The following is a 19,656-nucleotide window of genomic DNA, read 5'->3' on the forward strand; positions in this document are numbered from 1 at the left end:
CCGGCCTTCTCCCCACCACAGGAATCCTCGATGAAACGACTCTTCCGAACCGCACGGCCGGCGCATCGCGAGCGCCGCGGCATGGTTTGCGCCGCTTTCGCATCGGCCGCGATGGCCGCGATGGCCGTATCGACCACGATGGGCTTGACGTTGACCGCGCCGGCCGCGTTGGCCGCCGGGCCGGCCGCCTGCAGCGAGGTGCGGATGGCCGCGCCGGGCTGGACCGACATCGACGCGACCAACGCGATGACCGGCGTGGTGCTCGGCGCGCTCGGCTACCGGCAGCACGTCTCGAACCTGTCGGTGCCGATCACGTTCCAGGGGCTCAGGAAAGGGCAGATCGACGTGTTCCTCGGCAACTGGATGCCGGCGCAGGGGCCGCTCGTGAAGCCGTTCGTCGACGACGGATCGGTCGAGGTGCTGCACGCGAACCTGAGCCACGCGAAGTTCACGCTGGCGGTGCCCGACTACGTGGCCGCCGCCGGCGTGCATTCGTTCGCCGATCTCGGCAAGGTCGCGGACCGCTTCGAAGGCCGCATCTACGGCATCGAGCCCGGCGCGCCGGCCAACCAGAACATCCGGCGCATGATCGCCGACAAGGCGCTCGGCAACGGCAGCTGGACGCTGGTGGAGTCGAGCGAGACCGGCATGCTCACGCAGGTCGAGCGCGCCGAGCGCGACCACAAGTGGATCGTGTTCCTGGCCTGGGAGCCGCACCTGATGAACACGAAGTTCCACCCGGTCTACCTGTCGGGCGGCGACGCGTGGTTCGGCCCGGACTACGGCGGCGCAACCGTCAACACCGTCGCGCGCAGCGGCTACGCGAGCCAGTGCCCGAACCTCGGGCGGCTGTTCCGGCAGGTCACGTTCAGCGTCGGTCTGGAAAACGCGATGATCGCCTCGATGCTGCTCGACAGGCAGTCCCCCGCCGACGCCGCGAAACGCGCGCTGCACGACCACCCGGAACTGCTGTCCGGCTGGCTCGACGGCGTGACCACCTCCAGCGGCGCGCCCGCGCTGCCGGCCGCGAAGGCCGCGCTCGGGCTGCACTGAGCGCCGCGTCGCTACGGATTGCAGAACGTCGCGTGCCGCCCGCGCGGTGGCGCGCATGACGCTGCCCGGTGTTTTCCAGGGCAGTCGCGCACAGACCATTTGAGGTCGTTCGCAGACGGGTGGGCGAAAAATTGGGTTTGTATTTTTGCTCGACGGGTGCCGATCGTGAACCGGATCGAAACGGCCCTGCCGGCGGTACCCGTTTCATGCAAGGCGTCGGGCTCGCGCGTCGCGTGGGTCATTCTTCCAACAACGATGCAGGTTTGGGGTTGCCACGATGAAAAAGAAAATCAGGCTCGCCGCGGCGGGCGCCGCGGCGCTGACGATGGCCGGCGCGGCGCCGGCCGCTCACGCGCAAGGCGGCGTGACGCTGTACGGCATCATCGATGCCGGTATCACCTACGCGAGCAATTCGGGCGGCGCGCACGTCTTCAAGTTCGACGACGGCGTGTCCTACGGCAACCGGATCGGCTTCAAGGGCACCGAGGAGCTCGGCGGCGGCCTGAAGGCCGTGTTCGCGCTGGAGACGGGTTTCCGGCTCGGCAACGGGCAGCTCGGGTTCGGCGGCGCGCTGTTCGGGCGCCAGGCTTATGTCGGACTGCAGAACGATTGGGGCACGCTGTCGTTCGGCGACCAGCTCGACATGACCGACGAGATGGTCTACCTGACCAACGTGTCGGCCTGGGCGAGCGGCTACGCGATCCACCAGGGCGACTTCGACCGCTTCAACGGCGACCGCCTGCCGAACTCGGTGAAGTTCCTCTCGAACACGTTCGGCGGCTTCAAGTTCGGCGGCATGTATTCGTTCGGCAACGTGGCCGGCAACTTCCATCGCAACAGCGCCTACAGCCTCGGCGCGAGCTACGCGCACGGCGATTTCTCGGCCGGCGCCGCCTACACGCAGCTGAACAACCCGAGCGGCATCTACGCGTTCGACCCCTACGCGATGATCGGCACCAGGACCTTCCTCGGCCAGCCCACCGTCAGCGTCGATCCGGCCACCGGCGCGCGCACCGACCTGTTCGCGAGCACGCCGATGGCCATCGACAAGCAGGGCACGTTCGGCGCCGGCGCGAGCTACGCGATCGGCAAGGTCACGCTGATCGGCAACTTCACCTACACCACCATCAAGGGCTTCGGGCAGTCCTCGCACATGCAGGTCTACGAAGGCGGCGCGACCTACCAGTTCACGCCGGCGCTGAGCCTGGTGGGCGGCTACCAGCACACGCGCTTCGAGGGCCATCACTGGAACCAGGGTTCGGCGGGCCTGCACTACCTGCTGTCCAAGCGCACCGACATCTACCTCTCGGGCGATTACCTGCGTGCCTCGAACGGCGTGGACGCCGTGATCGGCTACAGCTTCACGCCGTCCACCACGCCGACCCAGGCGGACGTGCGGATCGGCATGCGGCATTCGTTCTGATTCACGGGCAGGGGGCGGGGCGCGGCGCGTTTCGTCCGGCTCGACGGCATGGGCCTCGCGCCGGCCCGTGTCGTTTTTTCGACGGACCGCCGCCGCGCACCCTCCCACGCCGCCCGCTTCAGCGCACCGCGTGGCGATCGTTGCGTGGGCTTGCGCCGAAGCGCGCGCGGTAGCTGCGCGAGAAGTGCGACGGCGATTCGAAGCCGCAGGCCACGCAGATCGCGGTGATCGTCATGTCGGTCTGCTGCAGCAACTCGCGCGCGCGGTCGAGCCGCAGGTTCATGTAGAAGCGCGTGGGCGTGTCGTCGAGCGTCGCGCTGAACAGGCGCTCGAGCTGGCGCCGCGTGATGCCCACGTCCTGCGCGAGCGCGTCGGACGACAGCGGCGTTTCCGTATGGCGCTCCATCGCGCCGATCACCTGGATCAGCTTGCGGTTGTGGACGCCGTAGCGCGCGGCGATCTCGAGCCGCTGGCGGTCCGAATGCTGGCGGATGCGGCCCACCACGAACTGCTCGGAGATGCTCGCCGCCAGATCGGCGCCGTGGCGCCGGCCGATCAGGTCCAGCATCATGTCGATCGAGGCGGTGCCACCCGCGCAGGTGATGCGCCGCTCGCCGGTCTCGAACAGCTCCTGCGTGGCGGTGAGGCGCGGATAGCGCTCGCGGAACGCGGCCAGCGCTTCCCAGTGCAGCGTCAGCGTGTGGCCCGGATCGAACAGGCCCGCCTCGGCCAGCACGAAGCTGCCGGTGTCGATCGCGCCGATCGTGGCGCCGCCGTGATGCTGGCGGCGCAGCCAGTCGCCGAGCGTGCGCGTGTAGCAGGCGAGCGGCTCGAAGCCGGCGATCACGAACACCGTGCCGGTCGGCCCGACCTCGCCGAACGCGGCGTCGGCGTTCAGCGCGACGCCGTTGCTGGCCGTCACCGGCGCGCCGTCGATGCTGAGCAGCTGCCAGCGATAGAGTTCGGGGCGGAAGCGGTTGGCCACGCGCAGTGGCTCGATCGCCGACATGCAGCCGAGCGCGGAGAAGCCGGGGAGCAGCAGGAAGTGGAAGGTTTCCGGCATGGGCGGGCGAATCGAAGGGGGATGGGGCGCGCTCGATTATAGAGGCTGGCCGCCGTGGCGACGGCGGCGTCGATGCGGGGGCGAAGCGGCCGCGCGGCCGCGTGACGTCGGTCCCGCATGCGTCGGCCCCGTGTGCGCCGGGGCCGGTCCCGCCCGGGCGTCAGACGCCCTCGACCACGCGGAAGTCGCGGTCCGCGCCGTTGTCGAGCACTCTCAGTGCTTCCTGATAGGCCGGGCTCTGGCGCGCGGCGAGCGCCGCCTCGAGGCTGTCGAACTCGATGATGACGGCGCGCTCGCGCAGGCCGTTCTCGAACACTTCGGCCGGCGTGTTGCGGACCAGATAGCGGCCGCCCGCTTCGGCCACGGCCGGCGCGGCCAGCCTGGCGTAGGCCGCCATCTTGTCGGTGTCGGAGATGTTGCGGTAGATGCTGAGCCAGTATGCTTTTGCCATGGTGTTCGTCTCGCGAATTGAAAGGTAAGGGGAACGCGTCGTCGTCGCGGCGTTCCGCCATGGCGATGTTACGGGAAATCGGGGCGCGGGCACCGGGCGCGGGCACCGGGCGTGCCATTTCGATGCGATTTCCACGTCAATCCCCTCGCCAATCCCCACGTCGATCCCCACCTCGATCCCGACGCCATGCCCACGCCGCAGCGGGACAATCGCGCGGCGCCCGCGATCCGGCGCGGATCGCCGCCCCGCCTGCCGCGGCGCCGCCCCTCATGGTTTCCCCGCGGGGTCGCTGACAGTCAATAACACGTCGCGGCCGGTCGCCTCGCGGCGAATATGGCCCGTTATTTTGCTTGCACGGTGCAGGCCACGCCATCCCTCCTCACAACCGCCTGCCCGGAACCGCCGAACAGGGAGCCACCATGAAGTCGTGCAAGACCCTAGCGCTGGTCGCGGCGCTGGCCGCGGCCGCCGCGCTGCCGTCGCCGTCGTTTGCCCAGGATGCCGCCGCGTGCCGCGCGGTGCGGTTCGCCGATATCGGCTGGACCGACATCACGTCCACCACGGCGCTCGCGTCGATGCTGTTCGACGCGCTCGGCTACAAGCCCACCACGACCATCGCCTCGGTGCCGATTTCGTTCGCGGGCCTGAAGTCCAGGCAGATCGACGTCTCGCTCGGCTACTGGTGGCCGGTGCAGCAGAAGCAGATCCAGCCGTTTCTCGATTCGAAGTCGATCACGGTGCTGGAGCCGCCCAACCTGTCCGGCGCGAAGGCCACGCTCGCGGTGCCGGCCTATGCCTATCAGGCCGGACTCAAGAGCTTCGACGACATCGCCAGGCATCGCGCCGAACTTGACGGCAGGATCTACGGGATCGAGGCGGGCAGCAGCGCGAACGCGACGATCCAGAAGATGATCGACACCAACCAGTACGGCCTGGCCGGCTTCAAGCTCGTCGAGTCGAGCGAGGCGGGCATGCTGGTGACGGTGGAGCGCGCCGTGCGCGAGAAGAAATGGGTGGTGTTCCTCGGCTGGGAGCCGCACCCGATGAACATCCAGCTGCAGATGAACTACCTGTCGGGCGGCGACGCGTCGTTCGGCCCGAACTACGGCGAGGCGCGCGTCTACACGCTGACCGCGAACGGTTTCGCCGAGCGCTGCCCGAACGCGGGCCGGCTGGTGTCGAACCTGCGCTTCACGACCGACATGGAAAACCAGCTGATGCTCGCCGTGGTGAACAAGACGCGGCCCGCCGAGGCGGCGAAGGACTACGTCCGCAAGCATCCGCAGGTGCTCGACGGCTGGCTGGCCGGCGTGAAGAGCTACGACGGCAGGGACGGCCTCGCCACCGTGAAGGCCTCGCTCGGCCTGTGACGCGGGCCGGCGCTTTCCCTATCGAATCATCGAACCATCGAACGGACGCCGCGGCGTCCAGGTAATCCACGAGGCGAACACCATGAACCATGAAGTGATAGTGACCTGCGCGGTGACGGGTGCCGGCGACACGGTCGGCCGGCATCCGGCGATTCCGGTCACGCCGAGGCAGATCGCCGAGGCGGCGATCGAGGCGGCCAGGGCCGGCGCGACGGTCGCGCACTGCCACGTGCGCGATCCGCGAACCGGGCGCGGCAGCCGCGATCCGAACCTGTACCGCGAGGTGGTGGACCGGATCCGCTCGGCCGAGGTCGACGTGATCATCAACCTGACGGCCGGCATGGGCGGCGATCTCGAGATCGGCGCGGGCGAGGCGCCGATGCAGTTCGGGCAGGGCACCGATCTGGTGGGCGGCCTCACGCGGCTGGTCCACGTGGAGGAACTGCTGCCCGAGATCTGCACGCTCGACTGCGGCACGCTCAACTTCGGCGACGGCGACACGATCTACGTCTCGACGCCCGCACAGTTGCGCGCCGGCGCGAAGCGCATCCAGCAGCTCGGCGTGAAGCCGGAACTCGAGATCTTCGATACCGGCCATCTGTGGTTCGCCTCGCAGATGCTGAAGGAAGGGCTGCTCGACGCGCCGCCGCTGTTCCAGCTCTGCCTCGGCATTCCGTGGGGCGCGCCCGCCGACACCGGCACCATGAAGGCGATGGTCGACAACATGCCGCCCGGCGCGCACTGGGCCGGCTTCGGCATCGGCCGCATGCAGATGCCGATGGTGGCGCAGGCGATGCTGCTCGGCGGCCACGTGCGCGTGGGCCTGGAGGACAACCTCTGGCTCGACCGCGGCGTGCCGGCCTCGAACGGCTCGCTGGTGCAGCGCGCGCGAGAGATCGTCGAGCGGCTCGGCGGCCGCGTGCTGACGCCGGCCGAGGGGCGCGTGAAGCTGGGCCTGCCGCCGCGCGGCGAGCGCGCGCTCGAACGGCGCGCGATTGCCGACTACGCATGAGGTTCACGATCATCATCAGGATACCGAAGGACAAACCATGACCTTGATTACCGACATCAGGACCTTCGCCGCGATCGGCACCGGCGTGATCGGCAGCGGCTGGGTGGCGCGCGCGCTCGCGAACGGGCTCGACGTGGTGGTGTGGGACCCGGCCCCGGGCGCCGAGCAGCAACTGCGCGCCAACGTGGCGAACGCGTGGCCCGCGCTCGAGCGCGTCGGTCTGAAGCCCGGCGCCTCGCGCGAGCGGCTGCGCTTCGTGGCGACCATCGAAGCCTGCGTGGCCGACGCCGATTTCATCCAGGAGAGCGCGCCCGAGCGCGAGGCGCTCAAGCTGGAGCTGCACGAGCAGATCAGCCGCGCCGCGAAGCCGGGGGCGATCATCGCGTCGTCCACCTCGGGCCTGCTGCCCAGCGATTTCTATGCGCGCGCGACGCATCCCGAGCGCTGCGTGGTGGGCCATCCGTTCAATCCGGTCTATCTGCTGCCGCTCGTCGAGGTGCTCGGCGGCGAACGCACCTCGGCCGAGACGGTGGACGCGGCGATCGCGATCTACGCCGCGCTCGGCATGCGGCCGCTGAAGGTGCGCAAGGAAGTGCCGGGCTTCATCGCCGACCGCCTGCTCGAGGCGCTGTGGCGCGAGGCGCTGCATCTGGTCAACGAGGGCGTGGCGACCACCGGCGAGATCGACGACGCGATCCGCTTCGGCGCCGGCATCCGCTGGTCGTTCATGGGCACGTTCCTGACCTACACGCTCGCGGGCGGCGAGGCCGGCATGCGCCACTTCATGAAGCAGTTCGGGCCGGCGCTGGAGCTGCCGTGGACCAGGCTGGTCGCGCCGACGCTGACCGACGCGCTGATCGACCGCGTGGTGGACGGCACCGCCGAGCAGCAGGGCGAGCGCAGCATCAAGGCGCTCGAACGCTATCGCGACGACTGCATCACCGAGGTGATCGCCGCGATCGCGCGCGTGAAGGCGCGCCACGGCATGCGCTACGAGGACTGACGATGGCCACCGGCACCCCCGACACGCCCGATATCCCTGGTATCGGCCTGACGATCCATCGCGACGCCGTGCGCGACGAATGGGTCGACTACAACGGGCACCTGCGCGACGCGTTCTATCTGCTGATCTTCAGCTTCGCGACCGATGCGCTGATCGAGCGGATCGGCCTGGACGAGGCGGCGCGGCTCGCGCGGCGGCGCTCCGTCTACACGCTGGAGGCACACGTGAACTACCTGCGCGAGATCCGGCTCGGCACGGCCGTGCGCGTCGACGCGAGGGTGCTGGCGGTGGATGCGAAGCGCGTGCATCTGTATCTGGAGATGTTCGCGGACGGCGTCGACGGCGCCGTCGCCGCGAGCGAGCAGATGCTGATGCACATCGACACGAGCGTGTCGCGCGGCGCGCCGTTCGATGCCGACGTGGCCGCGCGTCTGGCCGACCTCGTCGCCGCGCAGCGGGATGCGCCGGCGCCCGCCCATGCGGGCCGCGTGATCGGCCTGCCGCCGCCGCGCGCGGCGCGCTGAGCGCGGCGATGGCGCTCGAGGCGCAGATCGCCGGCTTCGTGGCGCGCGTGGCCGCCGAGGGCGGCGACGGGGGCGATCCGCGCGCGCTGTCGATCGCGGCGCTGCGCGACGGCTACGAGCGCTTCGCCGCGCGTTGGACGCCGCCCGACCTGCCGGCGGGCGTGGGCGTGGCGAGCGAGGACGCCGCGTTCGTCGCGCCGGCCGGCCACCGCATCGCGCTGCGCCGCTATCGGCTCGCGCGGGCCGGCGCCGCGCCGCGCGGCACGGTGCTGTTCCTGCACGGCGGCGGCTTCGCGCTCGGCTCGCTCGCGAGCCATGCCTCGATCGCGGCGCGGCTCGCGGCCGACACCGGCCTCGACGTGATCGCCGTCGATTACCGGCTGGCCCCCGAACATCGCGCGCCGGCCGCGCATGACGACGCGCGCGACGTGACGCGCGCCGCGCTCGACGGCACGCTGCCGTTCGGCGCCGTCGCGCTGCCGCTCGCGCTGGCCGGCGACAGCGCCGGCGGCACGCTGGCCGCGAGTACCGCGGCCGCGTTCGGCACGCGGCTCGCGGCCGTCGCGCTGGTCTATCCGATGCTCGGCCTCGAACCGCAGGCGCCGGCGGCCGTGACCGAGGCACGGGCGCCGATGCTGACGCTCGACGAGGTGCGCGTCTATCGCCGCCTCTATTGGGGCGATCGCGACGACGCGCCGCCGCCCGGCACGGTCCCGCTGGCCGCCGCGCGGTTCGACGGCCTGCCGCCGCTGCTGGCCGTGGGCGCCGAGCACGATCCGCTGCGCGACGACGCGCGCGTCTACGTCGAGCGGATCCGCGCGGCCGGCGGCGACGCGCGCTTCCTGCTGGCGGCGGGCCTCGTGCATGGCTGCTGGCGCGCGCTCGACGTCAGCCCCGGCGCCGCGCGCCTGCACGCCGAGGTGTGCCGGTTCCTGCGCGAGCGGCTGGCGCGATGACGCGCGGGGCAAGGGGACGAGGCTGGCAGGCGAGGGCCCGTCAGTCGGCCTCGGCGCGCCGATCGTAGGCCTCGCGCGCGCGCTCCACGTCGGGCAGGTGTTCGAGCGTCCAGGCATAGAGTGCCTGGAACGGCTTGTCGAGCGTGCGGCCGAGCCGCGTGACTTCATACTCGACCGAGATCGGCGACGCGGTGATGACGCGCCGCGCGAGGATGCCGTTGCGTTCGAGCCGGCGCAGGCTCTGCGTCAGCGCCTTCTGCGTGATGCCTTCGAGCCGCCGCTTGATCGCGTTGAAGCGCAGCGGCCCGTCGTGCAGCGCCGCGATGATCAGCACCGACCACTTGTCGGCGATCTGGTCCAGCAGGAGCCGGCTCGGACAATCGGCGGCGGACAGCACGTCCTCGGCAGGGCGACATGACTTCATGGTGGTTTCCTTGATGCTACCTGGTTGCTTCGTGGTGCCTGATTGACATCAAGTATAAAAGATATACCATCGGCTTGCCCTAAAAACGAAGAGGATTGCGCCGATGATGTCGTCTCGTACCGACGTGCTGTTCCAGCCGTTCCAACTGAAGCAACTGAGCCTGAAAAACCGGATCGTGATGGCGCCGATGACGCGCTCGTTCTCGCCGGAAGGCATTCCTGGCGAGGCCGTGGCCAGCTATTACGCGCGCCGCGCGCAGGCCGGCGTCGGCCTGATCATTTCCGAGGGCACGGCGATCGACCGCCCGGCCTCGCGCAACGATCCCGGCATTCCGTTCTTCCATGGCGACGCCGCGCTGCAGGGCTGGCAGCGCGTGATCGACAGCGTCCACGCGGCGGGCGGCCGGATGGCGCCGCAGCTCTGGCACGTCGGCTCGGTGAAGAGCTTCCTGACCGAGTGGACCCCGGGCGACGGCATCGAGAGCCCGTCGGGTCTCGCCGCGCCCGGCACGCCGCGCGGCAGGACGATGAGCGACGCGGACATCGCCGACACCATCGCCGCGTTCGGCAAGGCCGCGGCCGATGCGAAGCGGCTCGGCTTCGACACCGTGGAGATCCACGGCGCCCACGGCTATCTGCTCGACCAGTTCTTCTGGAGCGGCACCAACACGCGCACCGATGCGTTCGGCGGCGCGTCGATCCGCGAGCGCTCGCGCTTCGCGGTGGAAGTGGTGAAGGCGGTACGCGCGGCGGTGGGCGCCGATACGCCGGTGATCCTGCGGCTCAGCCAGTGGAAGCAGCAGGACTACGCGGCGCGGCTCGCCACCACGCCCGACGAGATGACGGCATGGCTCGCGCCGCTCGTCGAGGCGGGCGCGGACGTGCTGCATTGCTCGCAGCGGCGCTTCTGGGAAGCCGAGTTTCCCGAGATCGACGGCGAGCACGGCCTCAATTTCGCGGGCTGGGCGAAGAAGCTCACGGGCGCGACCACCATCAGCGTGGGCTCGGTGGGCCTGTCGGGCGACGTGCTCAGCACCTTCAACGGCGAAAGTTCGGCGCCCGCGAGCCTCGCGAACCTGGTCGAGCGCATGGAGCGCGACGAGTTCGACCTGATCGCGGTGGGCCGCGCGATCCTCAGCGACGCGCTGTGGGTCGAGAAGATCCGCTCGGGCGACACGGCCGGCCTGCGCGACTTCGATCCGGCCACGCTGAAGCAGCTGGCCTGACGCGGCTTCCCTTTCGAATCACACACGGGGCCGCGCGGGCAGGCGGCTCCGGGCCGCGCTCATTCGCATGAAAATCCGAATAATCGAGTCCGATATCGCCAATTGGAGCAAATGCGTCCGGTATTGAATATCACAAAGAAGTTTGCGTGCCGGCGCGGCAATGGCCGATTACGCATTGTCCGAATTGCCGTTACCGGCATGCCAATAAAAAAACGGCGCAGCCTGACGAGAGGCTGCGCCGTTTTTTTGCAATCCCGTGGCTGGATTCATATCCACGGCATTAGCGCGTTGCGTGAAACACTGCGTTGCAACGCTCGCGATTCATCGGCCCGTTTCGATCGTGACATCCACTGTTCCGGCTTGCGCCTGGATCGAAAAAGGCCCGGGCGCCAGGCGCCCGGGCTAAGCCGTCCCTGACGGGGCGGCGGAGGTTTGGGGCCTGCAAACGGCGCGCGAGCCCGCGAGGGCCCGGCGCCTGACGGGGCTGCCGCCGGGGCAGCCTCGCCGATCAATGACCGTAGTAGATCGAATCGTGGGCGACCGGCGCCGGGGCGCCCGGGCTGCCCGAACGGACCGTCGGGGCTGCCTGCGGACCGTAGCCGCTGGTGTCGCGGCCGGCCACGCGGGCTTCGGCTGCCTGGATGTCGTCCGGATAGTACGGGCTGGCGACGCCCGGGTGGTAACCGGCCTTCTCGAGCTGGACCAGTTCCGCGCGAACCTGGGCGCGGGTCACCGGCTGGTTCGTTTGCGCGAATGCGGCGAACGAAGCGGTCAGGGCGGTTGCGGCAACGACTGCGGTAATGAGTGACTTCATGATGACCTCCGTATCTTGTCTGGTTTGTCGCTGCGACTCTTTGTCGTCAGCGGTTGATATGAATCGTAGGCGCCTGATGACCTAGGGTAAATACTAGTTTTGATCATAGATCGTTGCTTAAATCGATAAAATCGCGGCGCAGCAATGATCGGAAGAATGCGCTTTGCGCAACACTGAGATTCGAAACGCGGAAGGAGCGGAAACAACCGACGCGGTGCGCCAGTGGCATGGCGCCGCTTGGGCGGGGCGGTCGAAGGAAACGGGCGGGGCGGGATATCCGCCGGCGCGCACGCGATGGCGAGGCCGTAATGGCTGACGATGCGCCAGGCCAGCGTGTCCGGCAGTCCGATGTCCGGACTGCCCACGGCACGCCCCGGCCGGGCTCGAACGGCCGGGGGCAAGGCATTCGCGGCGGCACCGCCGCGCTCGCGCGCGGGCGCCGCGCGGGCGGCGCGTGCAACGAAAAACGCCGCGAATCCTCGCGGCGTTGTCGTGGGGCCTACTTGCCGACCTGCAGGCCGAGCACCTGCGCGGCGGAGATCATCGCGCTGGCGTTGGCCGGGGCCGGGCGCTCGGCGGGGCGAAACACCTCCTCGCCGCGCTGGATCACCTGGCGCGACAGCGCACAGGTGCCGGTGCGTTGCGCGAAGCGCCGGCGCCAGCGTTGCTCGCCGTAGTGGCAGCGGCCGGGTTCGACCCAGCGGACAACGAGCAACGTGTCGGAGCGCTCGAGGATTTCGACGTGAACATCGTCGGAGTCGAGCGCAGGCATTGATTTGGAGGACTTCATTTGCCGTTTCCCAAAGCTCGTGCGGTATCGGCCTAGGCAGTATTTGCAACTGCGTTTTGTCGATTCCGTAGCGGTTTCCAATAAGAATCTGGGGCTAAATGTAAGCGCCCACGGCAAGAAAAAACATCCTGTCTGGATCGAATTACATTTTGTCGATTCAGAAACAATCGAGGCGTTTCGCGCGGCCGCGCAAAGAAAAAACCCCGGAGGGGATCCGGGGTTGAAAAGGAGCGAGCCGCACGGCAGACGCCTTACTCGCATAGGCATCTGGGGTGAGGACCGTGTTTGAAGTCGCTCGCCCTTGGAGACGGTCGGTGCAGGTCTTGCCTCGCGTGGCCGACGGGCGGGAGCGGATTCGGTCGACTCCGCTCGCCTGCCTCGGCCGCCCGGCGAGGTCATGCACCTGTCCGGCATGCAGCGCGCCGTGACGGATCCGCTCGTCATGGCCGGCAGCTGCAACGGTGGCCCGCGGGCGGCGGACGTGAGGCCCGCTTCGCACCGCCGGCCGAACTGCTCCGGACAGGCGCCATGATGCAATGCGCAAGCCGATAGGAGCGTGACGCGCAGATGGCAGTTTCGTCAGGAAGCGGCGCCGGCGCGAGCGGATGCCTGGCTGCCGATTCCGCGGCGCGTGTTGTCGGGGGAGGGGGCCGGCTTCGCCTTGGGCGAGCGCGGCATGTTCCTCGTGAAGCGAGCCTGCCCGAATCAAACGACAGGAAAGCTGAAGACCGGGTTGCCGGCCGCGCCAATATCGGCACGACCGGAAAACGTCATGAGAGCGACGCGCTCAGCGCTCGAAGCGGCGCGCGTCGAACGGCGCGAGATCGATGTCGGGACGTTCGCCGCAGATCGCCTGCGCGAGCAGCCGGCCCGTGATCGGGCCGAGCGTCAGGCCGTGGTGATTGTGGCCGAACGCGAACCACATGCCCGGGTGTCGCGGCGCGGCGCCGAGTACCGGGCGCATGTCGGGCGTGCAGGGCCGCATGCCGAACCACGGCGCCGGGTCGAGCCGCTCGCCCAAGCCGAAGATGGGCCGCGCGATGCGCTCGGCGCGCGCGAGCTGGATGCCGGTGGGCGGCAGCGAGCGCGCGGCGAGTTCGACGCCGGTGGTCAGCCGCAGGCCGCGCTGCATCGGCGCGATCGCGTAGCCTTCCTCGACGTCGATGACGGGCGCCGAAAGGCCCGGCTCGCTGGACGGCGGCGCGTAGTGCATGTGATAGCCGCGCTTGTCGCGCAGCGGAATGCGATAGCCGAAGCGGGCAAACACGGCGTCGGACCACGGGCCGAGTGCAATCACGACGTCGCGGGCGCTCACCTCGCCGTGGTCGGTCCGCACGCGCCAGCCGCCGTTGCCGCCGCTGTCCCGGGGGGCGCCGGTCGGGGCGAGCGTGGTCGCGTCGCCGGTCAGCAGCGTGCCGCCCAGTTGCGTACACAACGAAGCGTAGGCGCCGACCAGCGCGCCCGGGTTCGACACCGCCTTCGGATCGAGCCAGTGGATGCCGCCCGCGAAGCCGTCGCGCAGCGAGGGCTGCTGCGTGCGCAGGGCGCTGGCGTCGAGCGCCGTGTAGCGCAGGCCGTGCGAGCGGGCCAGCGCGGCCGCCTGCGCCGCGCCGCGCTCAAACGCGCGCGGCGAGCGGAACGCCTCGATCCAGCCGCTCGCCTGCACCAGGGCGGCGGCCTCGGCGCTGCGTGCCGTCAGCGCGTCGTGCTCGATCACGCTGCGCTCGATCAGCGGACGCATGTCGCGCGCCGCCGCGGCGTGGCGCGCCGGCGCCGATTCGTGCCAGAAGCGCAGCAGCCACGGCGCGAACGACGGCAGCGAGGGCGGATGCCAGTACAGCGCGGTGGCCTGGTTCGCCGCGTAGCGCAGCAGCGCGCCCGGGCTGCGCGGGAATGCGTAGGGCATCACCGATGAACGCTCGATCAGCCCCGCGTTGCCGAAGCTCGTGCCGAGGCCGGGCGCCTGGCGATCGACGAGCGCGACGCGCCGGCCGCGATCCTGGAGATGCACTGCAACGCTGACGCCGACGATGCCGGCGCCGAGGACGATGACGTCGAAATCCATGGGCGTGAGGGGAGCGCGCGTGATGAGGAAAAGAAGGTGACCGGTGCGTCGATTGTCGCCGATTCGCACGCTTGCGGCCAGGCGCATCGGGGCCGGCCCGCTAGCGCGAAAACGCCTCCATCCCCTCGTACTCGATCACGAGATCCGATTCCGCCACCGCCACGCAAGGCAGGATCCACCCCTCGCGCTTCTCCTGCGCGCTCACGCCGGGCCATTCGATCCGATACCGCACGCTCCCCTCGCGCAGCCGGCACAGGCAGGTGCGGCAGGTGCCGTTGCGGCACGAGCGCGGCAGCGACACGCCCTCGAAGCCGGCGGCCTCGAGCAGCGACAGCGAATCGGGCGCGTCGAAGCTCGCGCCGAGCGGCTCGACGCGGACGCGGTAGGTGCGTTCGGATGCTTCTGCGGTCATCGGCGGCGCAGCGGACGGTGCCGGGCAGGGCGGCGGGACCGCCAGCATACCCGAAGCGCGCGCGTCGTTCCCGGGACTCAGGCCTCGCCGCGCCGCCGCCGCAGGTGCCGGTAGATGGTGTTGCGCGCAAGCCCCAGTTCGCGCGCGGCGGCCGACACGTTGCCGTGATGGCGCGCGAGCGCGCTGTCGATCAGCGAGGCCTGGTGCGCGTCGAGCGTGGTGGCGGTGGGCGACGTGGAGGCGGCGGGCGAGGCGCAAGCGGCGGCATGCACCACGGCGCCGGTTTCGCCGGCGCGTCCGCCGGGGCAGTCGAGCCAGAAGTCGTCGGGCAAATGCTCGACATCGATCTCGGGCGCATCGTCGGCCAGCATGCCGGCGGTGCGCAGCACGTTCGCCATCTGCCGCAGATTGCCGGGCCAGCGGCAGCGCGCGAACGCCTCGTGGACGGCGTCGGACACGCGCGTCGGCAGCATCTCGCTGCGCGCGAGCCGGGCCAGCATGCGCCGCACCAGCTCGGCCTGGTCGCTGCGCTGCGCGAGCGCCGGCAGCGTGACGGCGAGCCCGTTGATGCGGTAGTAGAGATCCTCGCGAAACGTCTGTTCGGCAATCATCGCGCGCAGGTCGCGGTGCGTGGCGCAGACTACCCGGATGTCCACCGGCAACGCGCGGCCGCCGCCGAGCGGCACCACGGCGCGCTCCTGCAGCACCCGCATCAGCCGCACCTGCTGCGCGAGCGGCATGTCGCCGATCTCGTCGAGGAACAGCGTGCCGCCGTCGGCCTGCACGATCCGGCCCGGGTTGCCGCGCCGCCGCGCGCCGGTGAACGCGCCGTCCTCGTAGCCGAACAGCTCGGCCTCGATCAGCGAATCGGGCAGCGCGGCGCAGTTGACGGCCACGAACGGGCCGTCGCGGCGCGGCGAGGCATGATGCAGCGCCCGCGCGAGCCATTCCTTGCCGGTGCCGGTCTCGCCGAGGATCAGCACCGGCAGGTCGCGTCCGCGAATCTTGCCGACCCGCTGCAGGATCGCGGCCAGCCGCGCGTCGCCGGTGTCGAGCGTGGCGAACGTGATCGCCTCGGGGTGGCCGTGGGCATCGGGCGGGGTGGGCGCGGTGTCGGCCGGGCGTGCCGCGGGCGGCGGGGCGGGCGGCCGCGCGGTGCCGCCGTGGCGGGGCGCGTCGGTGCGGGATGCGTCGGCATACTCGCAGCGCGCGAACACGCGCACGCCGGTGGCGAGCGTGAGCGGCAGCGTCGAGCCGGCGTCGCGCGCGGCGTGGTCGGCGAGCCGCGCGAACGGCACGCCGAACAGCGCGTTGCAGCCTTGATCCTGCAGCGCGTCGAGCGTCGCGCCGAACTGGAACTGCGCGCTGCGGTTCGCCGCCAGCAGCGTGCCGTCGGGCTGGAACGCCACGAGCCCGCCGAACAGCGAATCGACGAACTCGGCGTGCGTGTGGAAACGGACGCGCAGGGCGGCGTCGCAGGCGTTCGCGAACAGGTGGTTCTCGATCAACTGCGCCGACATTCTGACGAGCGCGAGCGTGTGCGGGCCGAAGCCGCGCGGGTCGCCGCTCACGTCGAGCGCGCCGAGCAGGCGGCCGAACGGGTCGGCGATCGGCGCGCACGAACACGACAGCACGTGGTTCGCGCGCAGGAAATGCTCGTCGCCATGCACGGTGACGGCCTGGTTCGCGACCAGCGCGGTGCCGATCGCATTGGTGCCGCGCGCGCCCTCGGCCCACGACGCGCCGGGACGCAGCGCGACGCGGTTCGCCTTCTCGACGAAATCGGCGTCGCCGATGCTGTGCAGGATCATGCCGTCGTGATCGGTCAGGAGTACCAGACTCTGGGTATCGGCGATCTGCGCGTGCAGCGCTTCCATCACGGGCCGCGCGTGCGTGTAGAGCGAGCGGCTGCCGTCGATCAGCTCGCGCATCGCGCGCGGCGAGAGCGGGGCGTAGTCGGGGCGGTCGGAGGCGCGCAGGCCGCCCGATGCCGAACGCGCATGGGCCTGCGCGAGCACGTCGAGACGGTTGTCGGCGGCGGGCAGCACGGTGGATTGCGGCATGTCTGTCTCCAGGGGAGCCGTGGGCGGCACTCCGATTGTGGCTCGACGCGGGAGCGCCCGCGTCGGCACGCGTCATGATACAAGCGCGCGGCGCCGCGCGCGACCGCAATTGCGCGAGGGATCGCATCGGCGGGGCCGCCGCGCGTGGCTCGTGTGGCTCACGGCGCCCGCCGTGGTGCGATCGTCGGCATCGTCGTTCGCGGCGTTGGGCAACGCGTCTTGCGCATCGCAACATGCCGGCGTCGCGCGTCGCGCGTCGCGCGTCTCTCTCGGCGCGCGGCGCGCGAGCCGCCATTTCATGGGGGGCGTGCAGAAAACCCGATGCTTGCACGGCACCGCCGGCGGCGCGGCGGTTCATTTTTTTTCGCACCTTGCGCGCGTGGCGAAAGCGTCTACAGTGAAGACAACCGGCGCCGCCGGCCGCGCGATCAGGCCCGCGCGCGCCGCCCGCCGGCCGTCCCGCGCACACCGGGCCGACCAGGCCGCCAGCGGTGTGCGTGGCCGTTTGCATTCTCGTTACGGCAAAGGCGGCACCCATGCAGATCCACTTCCCGAACGAAGCTCCCGCCTATTCGGGGCGTGAGCTGACGCTGGCCTTCACGGCGCTGGTCGATGGCGAACGGGTGCAGTGCCAGATCACGGCCGAGGCGCTCGAATCGCATTTCGGCGCGGCCTCGCCGCGCTTCGAGGACATGGTGGGGGCGTTCTCGACACACCGGCCGCGCATCGAGGCCGCCGCCCGGCGGCTGCTTGCCGACACGCGGGCGCGCTGCGTGACGCTGCGCAGCGGCTACGTGAGGTTCTACGAGGCGAATCTGGATTGACGGCGGCTCGACGGCGCCGGGCCGGGCCGGCGCGGGCGGTCTACTTCGCGGCTTGCTTGGTGGCTTACTGCGCGCGCGAACGCGAGATCGCCGCGCGCCGGTCGTCCGGGTCCGCGTCGGAGGCGGCGGGCGCGTCGGGTACGTTCAGCACGGCGGGCCGCAGGTTCTTGTCGAACTCCTCGGCGCGCAGCCGGATCTTCTGCGCATAGGCCTGCGAGCCGCCGTAGCGGCGCATCGCGGTATCGAGGTCGCCGTTGGCGGCCTGCATGTAGCCGTAGAGGATCGCGGAGCCCGCGTTGATGTTGGCGGTGGGCTCGGTCAAATCCTTCACGTTGCGCAGCAGCCCGCGATGCACGGACGGCACGACCTGCATGAGCCCGGTGGCGCCGTTCGCGCCCTTCGCCTTCTCGCGAAAGCGCGACTCGATCGAGATGATCGCGAGCAGCACGGCGGGCGGCAGCGAATACTTCGCGGCGGCCAGCGAGACGGCGTCGGAGATCTGCTCGGCCTTCTGCTTCGCGACGCCGAACTTGCGGATCAGGTAGATGGATACCGGCCCCCTGGCCGGCGCGCCGGCCTGCGCGAGCGGCGCGGATGCGATCGCTTCCGGGGCGGCGGCCGATGCCGCGACGGCGGGCACGGGCGCGGCGGCATCCGCCGCCGCCGCGAATGCCACGGGCGCCGCGCAAACGCAGACGAGCAGGAGAACGATCGAACAGGGGACGCGCCGCATGGGTCTCGGGAAACGCAACCGGGGGGCACAGTATAGCCACCCCGGCGCCGGCATGGACGACGAACGCGGCACCGGCTCGGCGCGGTCCGGACCGGCGGCGGGGCTCAATCGGCGCCCAGGTAGAAGTAGCGGAACAGGAACACGATCGCGATGATCCACACCACCCCCTTCACTTCCTTCAGGCGGCCCGTCAGCAGCTTGAGCCCGGCATAGGCGATGAAGCCGAACGCCACGCCGTTGGCGATCGAGTAGGTGAACGGCATCAGCAGCGCGGTCAGCGCGGCGGGCACGGCCTCGGTGGCGTCGTCCCACGGCACGTCCACCATGTCGCGCAGCATCAGGCACGACACGTAGAGCAGTGCCGGCGCGGTGGCGTAGGCGGGCACCACGCCCGCCAGCGGCGCGATGAACAGGCAGGCGAGAAACAGCACGGCCACGGTCACCGCGGTCATGCCGGTGCGGCCGCCCGCCTGCACGCCCGAGGCGCTTTCGATGTAAGCGGTGGTCGAGGAGGTGCCGAGCACCGAGCCCGCCACGATCGCGGTGCTGTCGGCCAGCAGCGCGCGGTTCAGGCGATGCATCTTGCCGTCCACCAGCAGGCCCGCGCGGTTGGCCACGCCCATCAGCGTGCCGGTGGCATCGAACAGCTCGACCAGGAAGAACACCAGGATCACGTTGATCACGCCGGTGGCGAGCGCGGCGTGGATGTCGAGCTGGAACAGCGTGGGCGAGATCGACGGCGGCGCCGAGACGATGCCGTGGAACTGGTTGCCGCCGAAGAAGAACGACAGCACGGTCACCGCGACGATGCCGATCAGGATCGCGCCGCGCACGCGCAGCGCGTCGAGCGTGACGATCGTGAGGAAGCCGATGATGGCGAGGATCGTGGTGGGCGCGTGCAGGTTGCCGAGCGTGACGAGCGTGGCCGGGCTGCCGACGATCACGCCGGCCGTCTTCAGCGAGATGATGCCGAGGAACAGGCCGATGCCGGCCGTGATCGCCACGCGCAGCGTCTTCGGGATGCCGTTGATGATCGCCTCGCGCACGCGGAACAGCGTGACCACCAGGAACAGGCAGCCCGAGATGAACACGGCGCCGAGCGCGGCCTGCCACGTGAAGCCCATGCCCTTGACCACCGCGTAGGCGAAGTAGGCATTCAGGCCCATGCCGGGCGCGCAGGCCACCGGGTAGTTCGCGTAGAGGCCCATGATCAGCGAGGCGAGCGCGGCCACCAGGCAGGTCGCGACGAACACGGACTCCTTCGGCATGCCCGCGTCGCCGAGGATCGCCGGGTTCACGAAGATGATGTAGGCCATCGTCAGGAACGTGGTGACGCCCGCGAGCAGCTCCGTGCGCAGGTCGGTGCCGGCCTCGGCGAAGCCGAAATACCGTTTGATCGAGTCCATGAAGGGCATTCTCCGGTCGGTGGTCGTGGTGCGCGACGGTCGTTC

At 70.2% G+C, this 19,656-nt stretch carries 19 protein-coding genes; 9 read left to right on the top strand and 10 right to left on the bottom strand.

The features are described 5' to 3' along the window. Positions 1–30 precede the first annotated feature (30 nt). Both choX and bpln_RS22120 read left to right on the top strand, forming a co-directional pair. The gene (gene choX, locus bpln_RS22115; RefSeq protein WP_082465394.1) at positions 31–1,053 is read left to right on the top strand and encodes a choline ABC transporter substrate-binding protein; all 1,023 of its coding nucleotides are present in this window, start codon (positions 31–33) and stop codon (positions 1,051–1,053) included. Between the two features lie 277 nt (positions 1,054–1,330). Next, positions 1,331–2,476: a porin gene (locus bpln_RS22120; RefSeq protein WP_055140012.1), complete on the top strand. Its 1,146-nt coding sequence runs from the start codon at positions 1,331–1,333 to the stop codon at positions 2,474–2,476. A 118-nt stretch (positions 2,477–2,594) separates the two neighbouring features. Here the strand turns inward: bpln_RS22120 and bpln_RS22125 are convergent, their stop codons facing one another. Both bpln_RS22125 and bpln_RS22130 read right to left on the bottom strand, forming a co-directional pair. Next, the gene (locus bpln_RS22125) at positions 2,595–3,539 is read right to left on the bottom strand and encodes a GlxA family transcriptional regulator (RefSeq protein ID WP_042627431.1); all 945 of its coding nucleotides are present in this window, start codon (positions 3,537–3,539) and stop codon (positions 2,595–2,597) included. Positions 3,540–3,699: 160 nt separating this feature from the next. Then, positions 3,700–3,990 (bottom strand): DUF1330 domain-containing protein, encoded by a 291-nt coding sequence (locus bpln_RS22130; protein WP_042627432.1) that lies wholly within the window; start codon positions 3,988–3,990, stop codon positions 3,700–3,702. 419 nt (positions 3,991–4,409) lie between these two features. Between bpln_RS22130 and bpln_RS22135 the strand changes: the two genes are divergently transcribed. From bpln_RS22135 to bpln_RS22155, 5 genes are all read left to right on the top strand, one after another. Continuing rightward, positions 4,410–5,360, top strand: coding sequence for a choline ABC transporter substrate-binding protein (locus bpln_RS22135; RefSeq protein WP_055140013.1), 951 nt, complete (start codon positions 4,410–4,412; stop codon positions 5,358–5,360). An 82-nt stretch (positions 5,361–5,442) separates the two neighbouring features. Beyond that, positions 5,443–6,372, top strand: a complete 930-nt coding sequence (cdhC, locus tag bpln_RS22140; protein WP_042627434.1) for a 3-dehydrocarnitine:acetyl-CoA trimethylamine transferase CdhC — start codon at positions 5,443–5,445, stop codon at positions 6,370–6,372. A gap of 37 nt (positions 6,373–6,409) precedes the next feature. Next, on the top strand, positions 6,410–7,375 hold the full coding sequence (locus bpln_RS22145; RefSeq protein WP_055140014.1) for an L-carnitine dehydrogenase: 966 nt from the start codon (positions 6,410–6,412) through the stop codon (positions 7,373–7,375). Between the two features lie 2 nt (positions 7,376–7,377). Beyond that, on the top strand, positions 7,378–7,899 hold the full coding sequence (locus bpln_RS22150; RefSeq protein WP_055140015.1) for a thioesterase family protein: 522 nt from the start codon (positions 7,378–7,380) through the stop codon (positions 7,897–7,899). Between the two features lie 8 nt (positions 7,900–7,907). Further along, a complete protein-coding gene (locus bpln_RS22155) occupies positions 7,908–8,855 on the top strand; it encodes an alpha/beta hydrolase (RefSeq protein WP_055140016.1) in 948 nt (315 codons plus the stop codon). A gap of 40 nt (positions 8,856–8,895) precedes the next feature. Here the strand turns inward: bpln_RS22155 and bpln_RS22160 are convergent, their stop codons facing one another. Further along, positions 8,896–9,279: a winged helix-turn-helix transcriptional regulator gene (locus bpln_RS22160; protein WP_042627438.1), complete on the bottom strand. Its 384-nt coding sequence runs from the start codon at positions 9,277–9,279 to the stop codon at positions 8,896–8,898. Between the two features lie 103 nt (positions 9,280–9,382). Here bpln_RS22160 and bpln_RS22165 point away from each other — a divergent pair, with 103 nt between their 5' ends. Continuing rightward, complete coding sequence (locus bpln_RS22165) at positions 9,383–10,504, top strand: NADH:flavin oxidoreductase (RefSeq protein ID WP_042627439.1); 1,122 nt, start codon at positions 9,383–9,385, stop codon at positions 10,502–10,504. Positions 10,505–11,012: 508 nt separating this feature from the next. Here the strand turns inward: bpln_RS22165 and bpln_RS22170 are convergent. The 5 genes from bpln_RS22170 to bpln_RS22190 all read right to left on the bottom strand — a co-directional run bounded on the left by bpln_RS22170 (position 11,013) and on the right by bpln_RS22190 (position 16,648). Continuing rightward, positions 11,013–11,318 carry a DUF4148 domain-containing protein gene (locus bpln_RS22170; RefSeq protein ID WP_042627440.1) on the bottom strand — a complete coding sequence of 102 codons (306 nt, stop codon included), beginning with the start codon at positions 11,316–11,318 and terminating at the stop codon, positions 11,013–11,015. A 499-nt stretch (positions 11,319–11,817) separates the two neighbouring features. Continuing rightward, entirely contained in the window at positions 11,818–12,108 is a 291-nt protein-coding gene (locus bpln_RS22175) for a DUF3331 domain-containing protein (protein ID WP_042627441.1), read from the bottom strand. Between the two features lie 787 nt (positions 12,109–12,895). Beyond that, positions 12,896–14,173 (bottom strand): NAD(P)/FAD-dependent oxidoreductase, encoded by a 1,278-nt coding sequence (locus bpln_RS22180; protein WP_055140017.1) that lies wholly within the window; start codon positions 14,171–14,173, stop codon positions 12,896–12,898. Between the two features lie 100 nt (positions 14,174–14,273). After that, entirely contained in the window at positions 14,274–14,585 is a 312-nt protein-coding gene (locus tag bpln_RS22185) for a 2Fe-2S iron-sulfur cluster-binding protein (protein ID WP_042629320.1), read from the bottom strand. 77 nt (positions 14,586–14,662) lie between these two features. Next, positions 14,663–16,648, bottom strand: a complete 1,986-nt coding sequence (locus tag bpln_RS22190; protein ID WP_055140018.1) for a sigma-54-dependent Fis family transcriptional regulator — start codon at positions 16,646–16,648, stop codon at positions 14,663–14,665. 536 nt (positions 16,649–17,184) lie between these two features. Here bpln_RS22190 and bpln_RS22195 point away from each other — a divergent pair. Then, on the top strand, positions 17,185–17,472 hold the full coding sequence (locus bpln_RS22195) for a DUF1488 family protein (protein ID WP_042627444.1): 288 nt from the start codon (positions 17,185–17,187) through the stop codon (positions 17,470–17,472). Between the two features lie 64 nt (positions 17,473–17,536). On the opposite strand, the gene bpln_RS22200 is transcribed toward bpln_RS22195, so the two are convergent. Both bpln_RS22200 and bpln_RS22205 read right to left on the bottom strand, forming a co-directional pair. Next, positions 17,537–18,205, bottom strand: coding sequence for a transglycosylase SLT domain-containing protein (locus bpln_RS22200; RefSeq protein WP_055140019.1), 669 nt, complete (start codon positions 18,203–18,205; stop codon positions 17,537–17,539). Between the two features lie 104 nt (positions 18,206–18,309). Continuing rightward, the gene (locus bpln_RS22205; protein WP_042629321.1) at positions 18,310–19,611 is read right to left on the bottom strand and encodes an NCS2 family permease; all 1,302 of its coding nucleotides are present in this window, start codon (positions 19,609–19,611) and stop codon (positions 18,310–18,312) included. Positions 19,612–19,656: the final 45 nt, after the last annotated feature.

Origin of the sequence: Burkholderia plantarii (genome assembly GCF_001411805.1) — a bacterium.
Lineage (GTDB): Bacteria > Pseudomonadota > Gammaproteobacteria > Burkholderiales > Burkholderiaceae > Burkholderia > Burkholderia plantarii.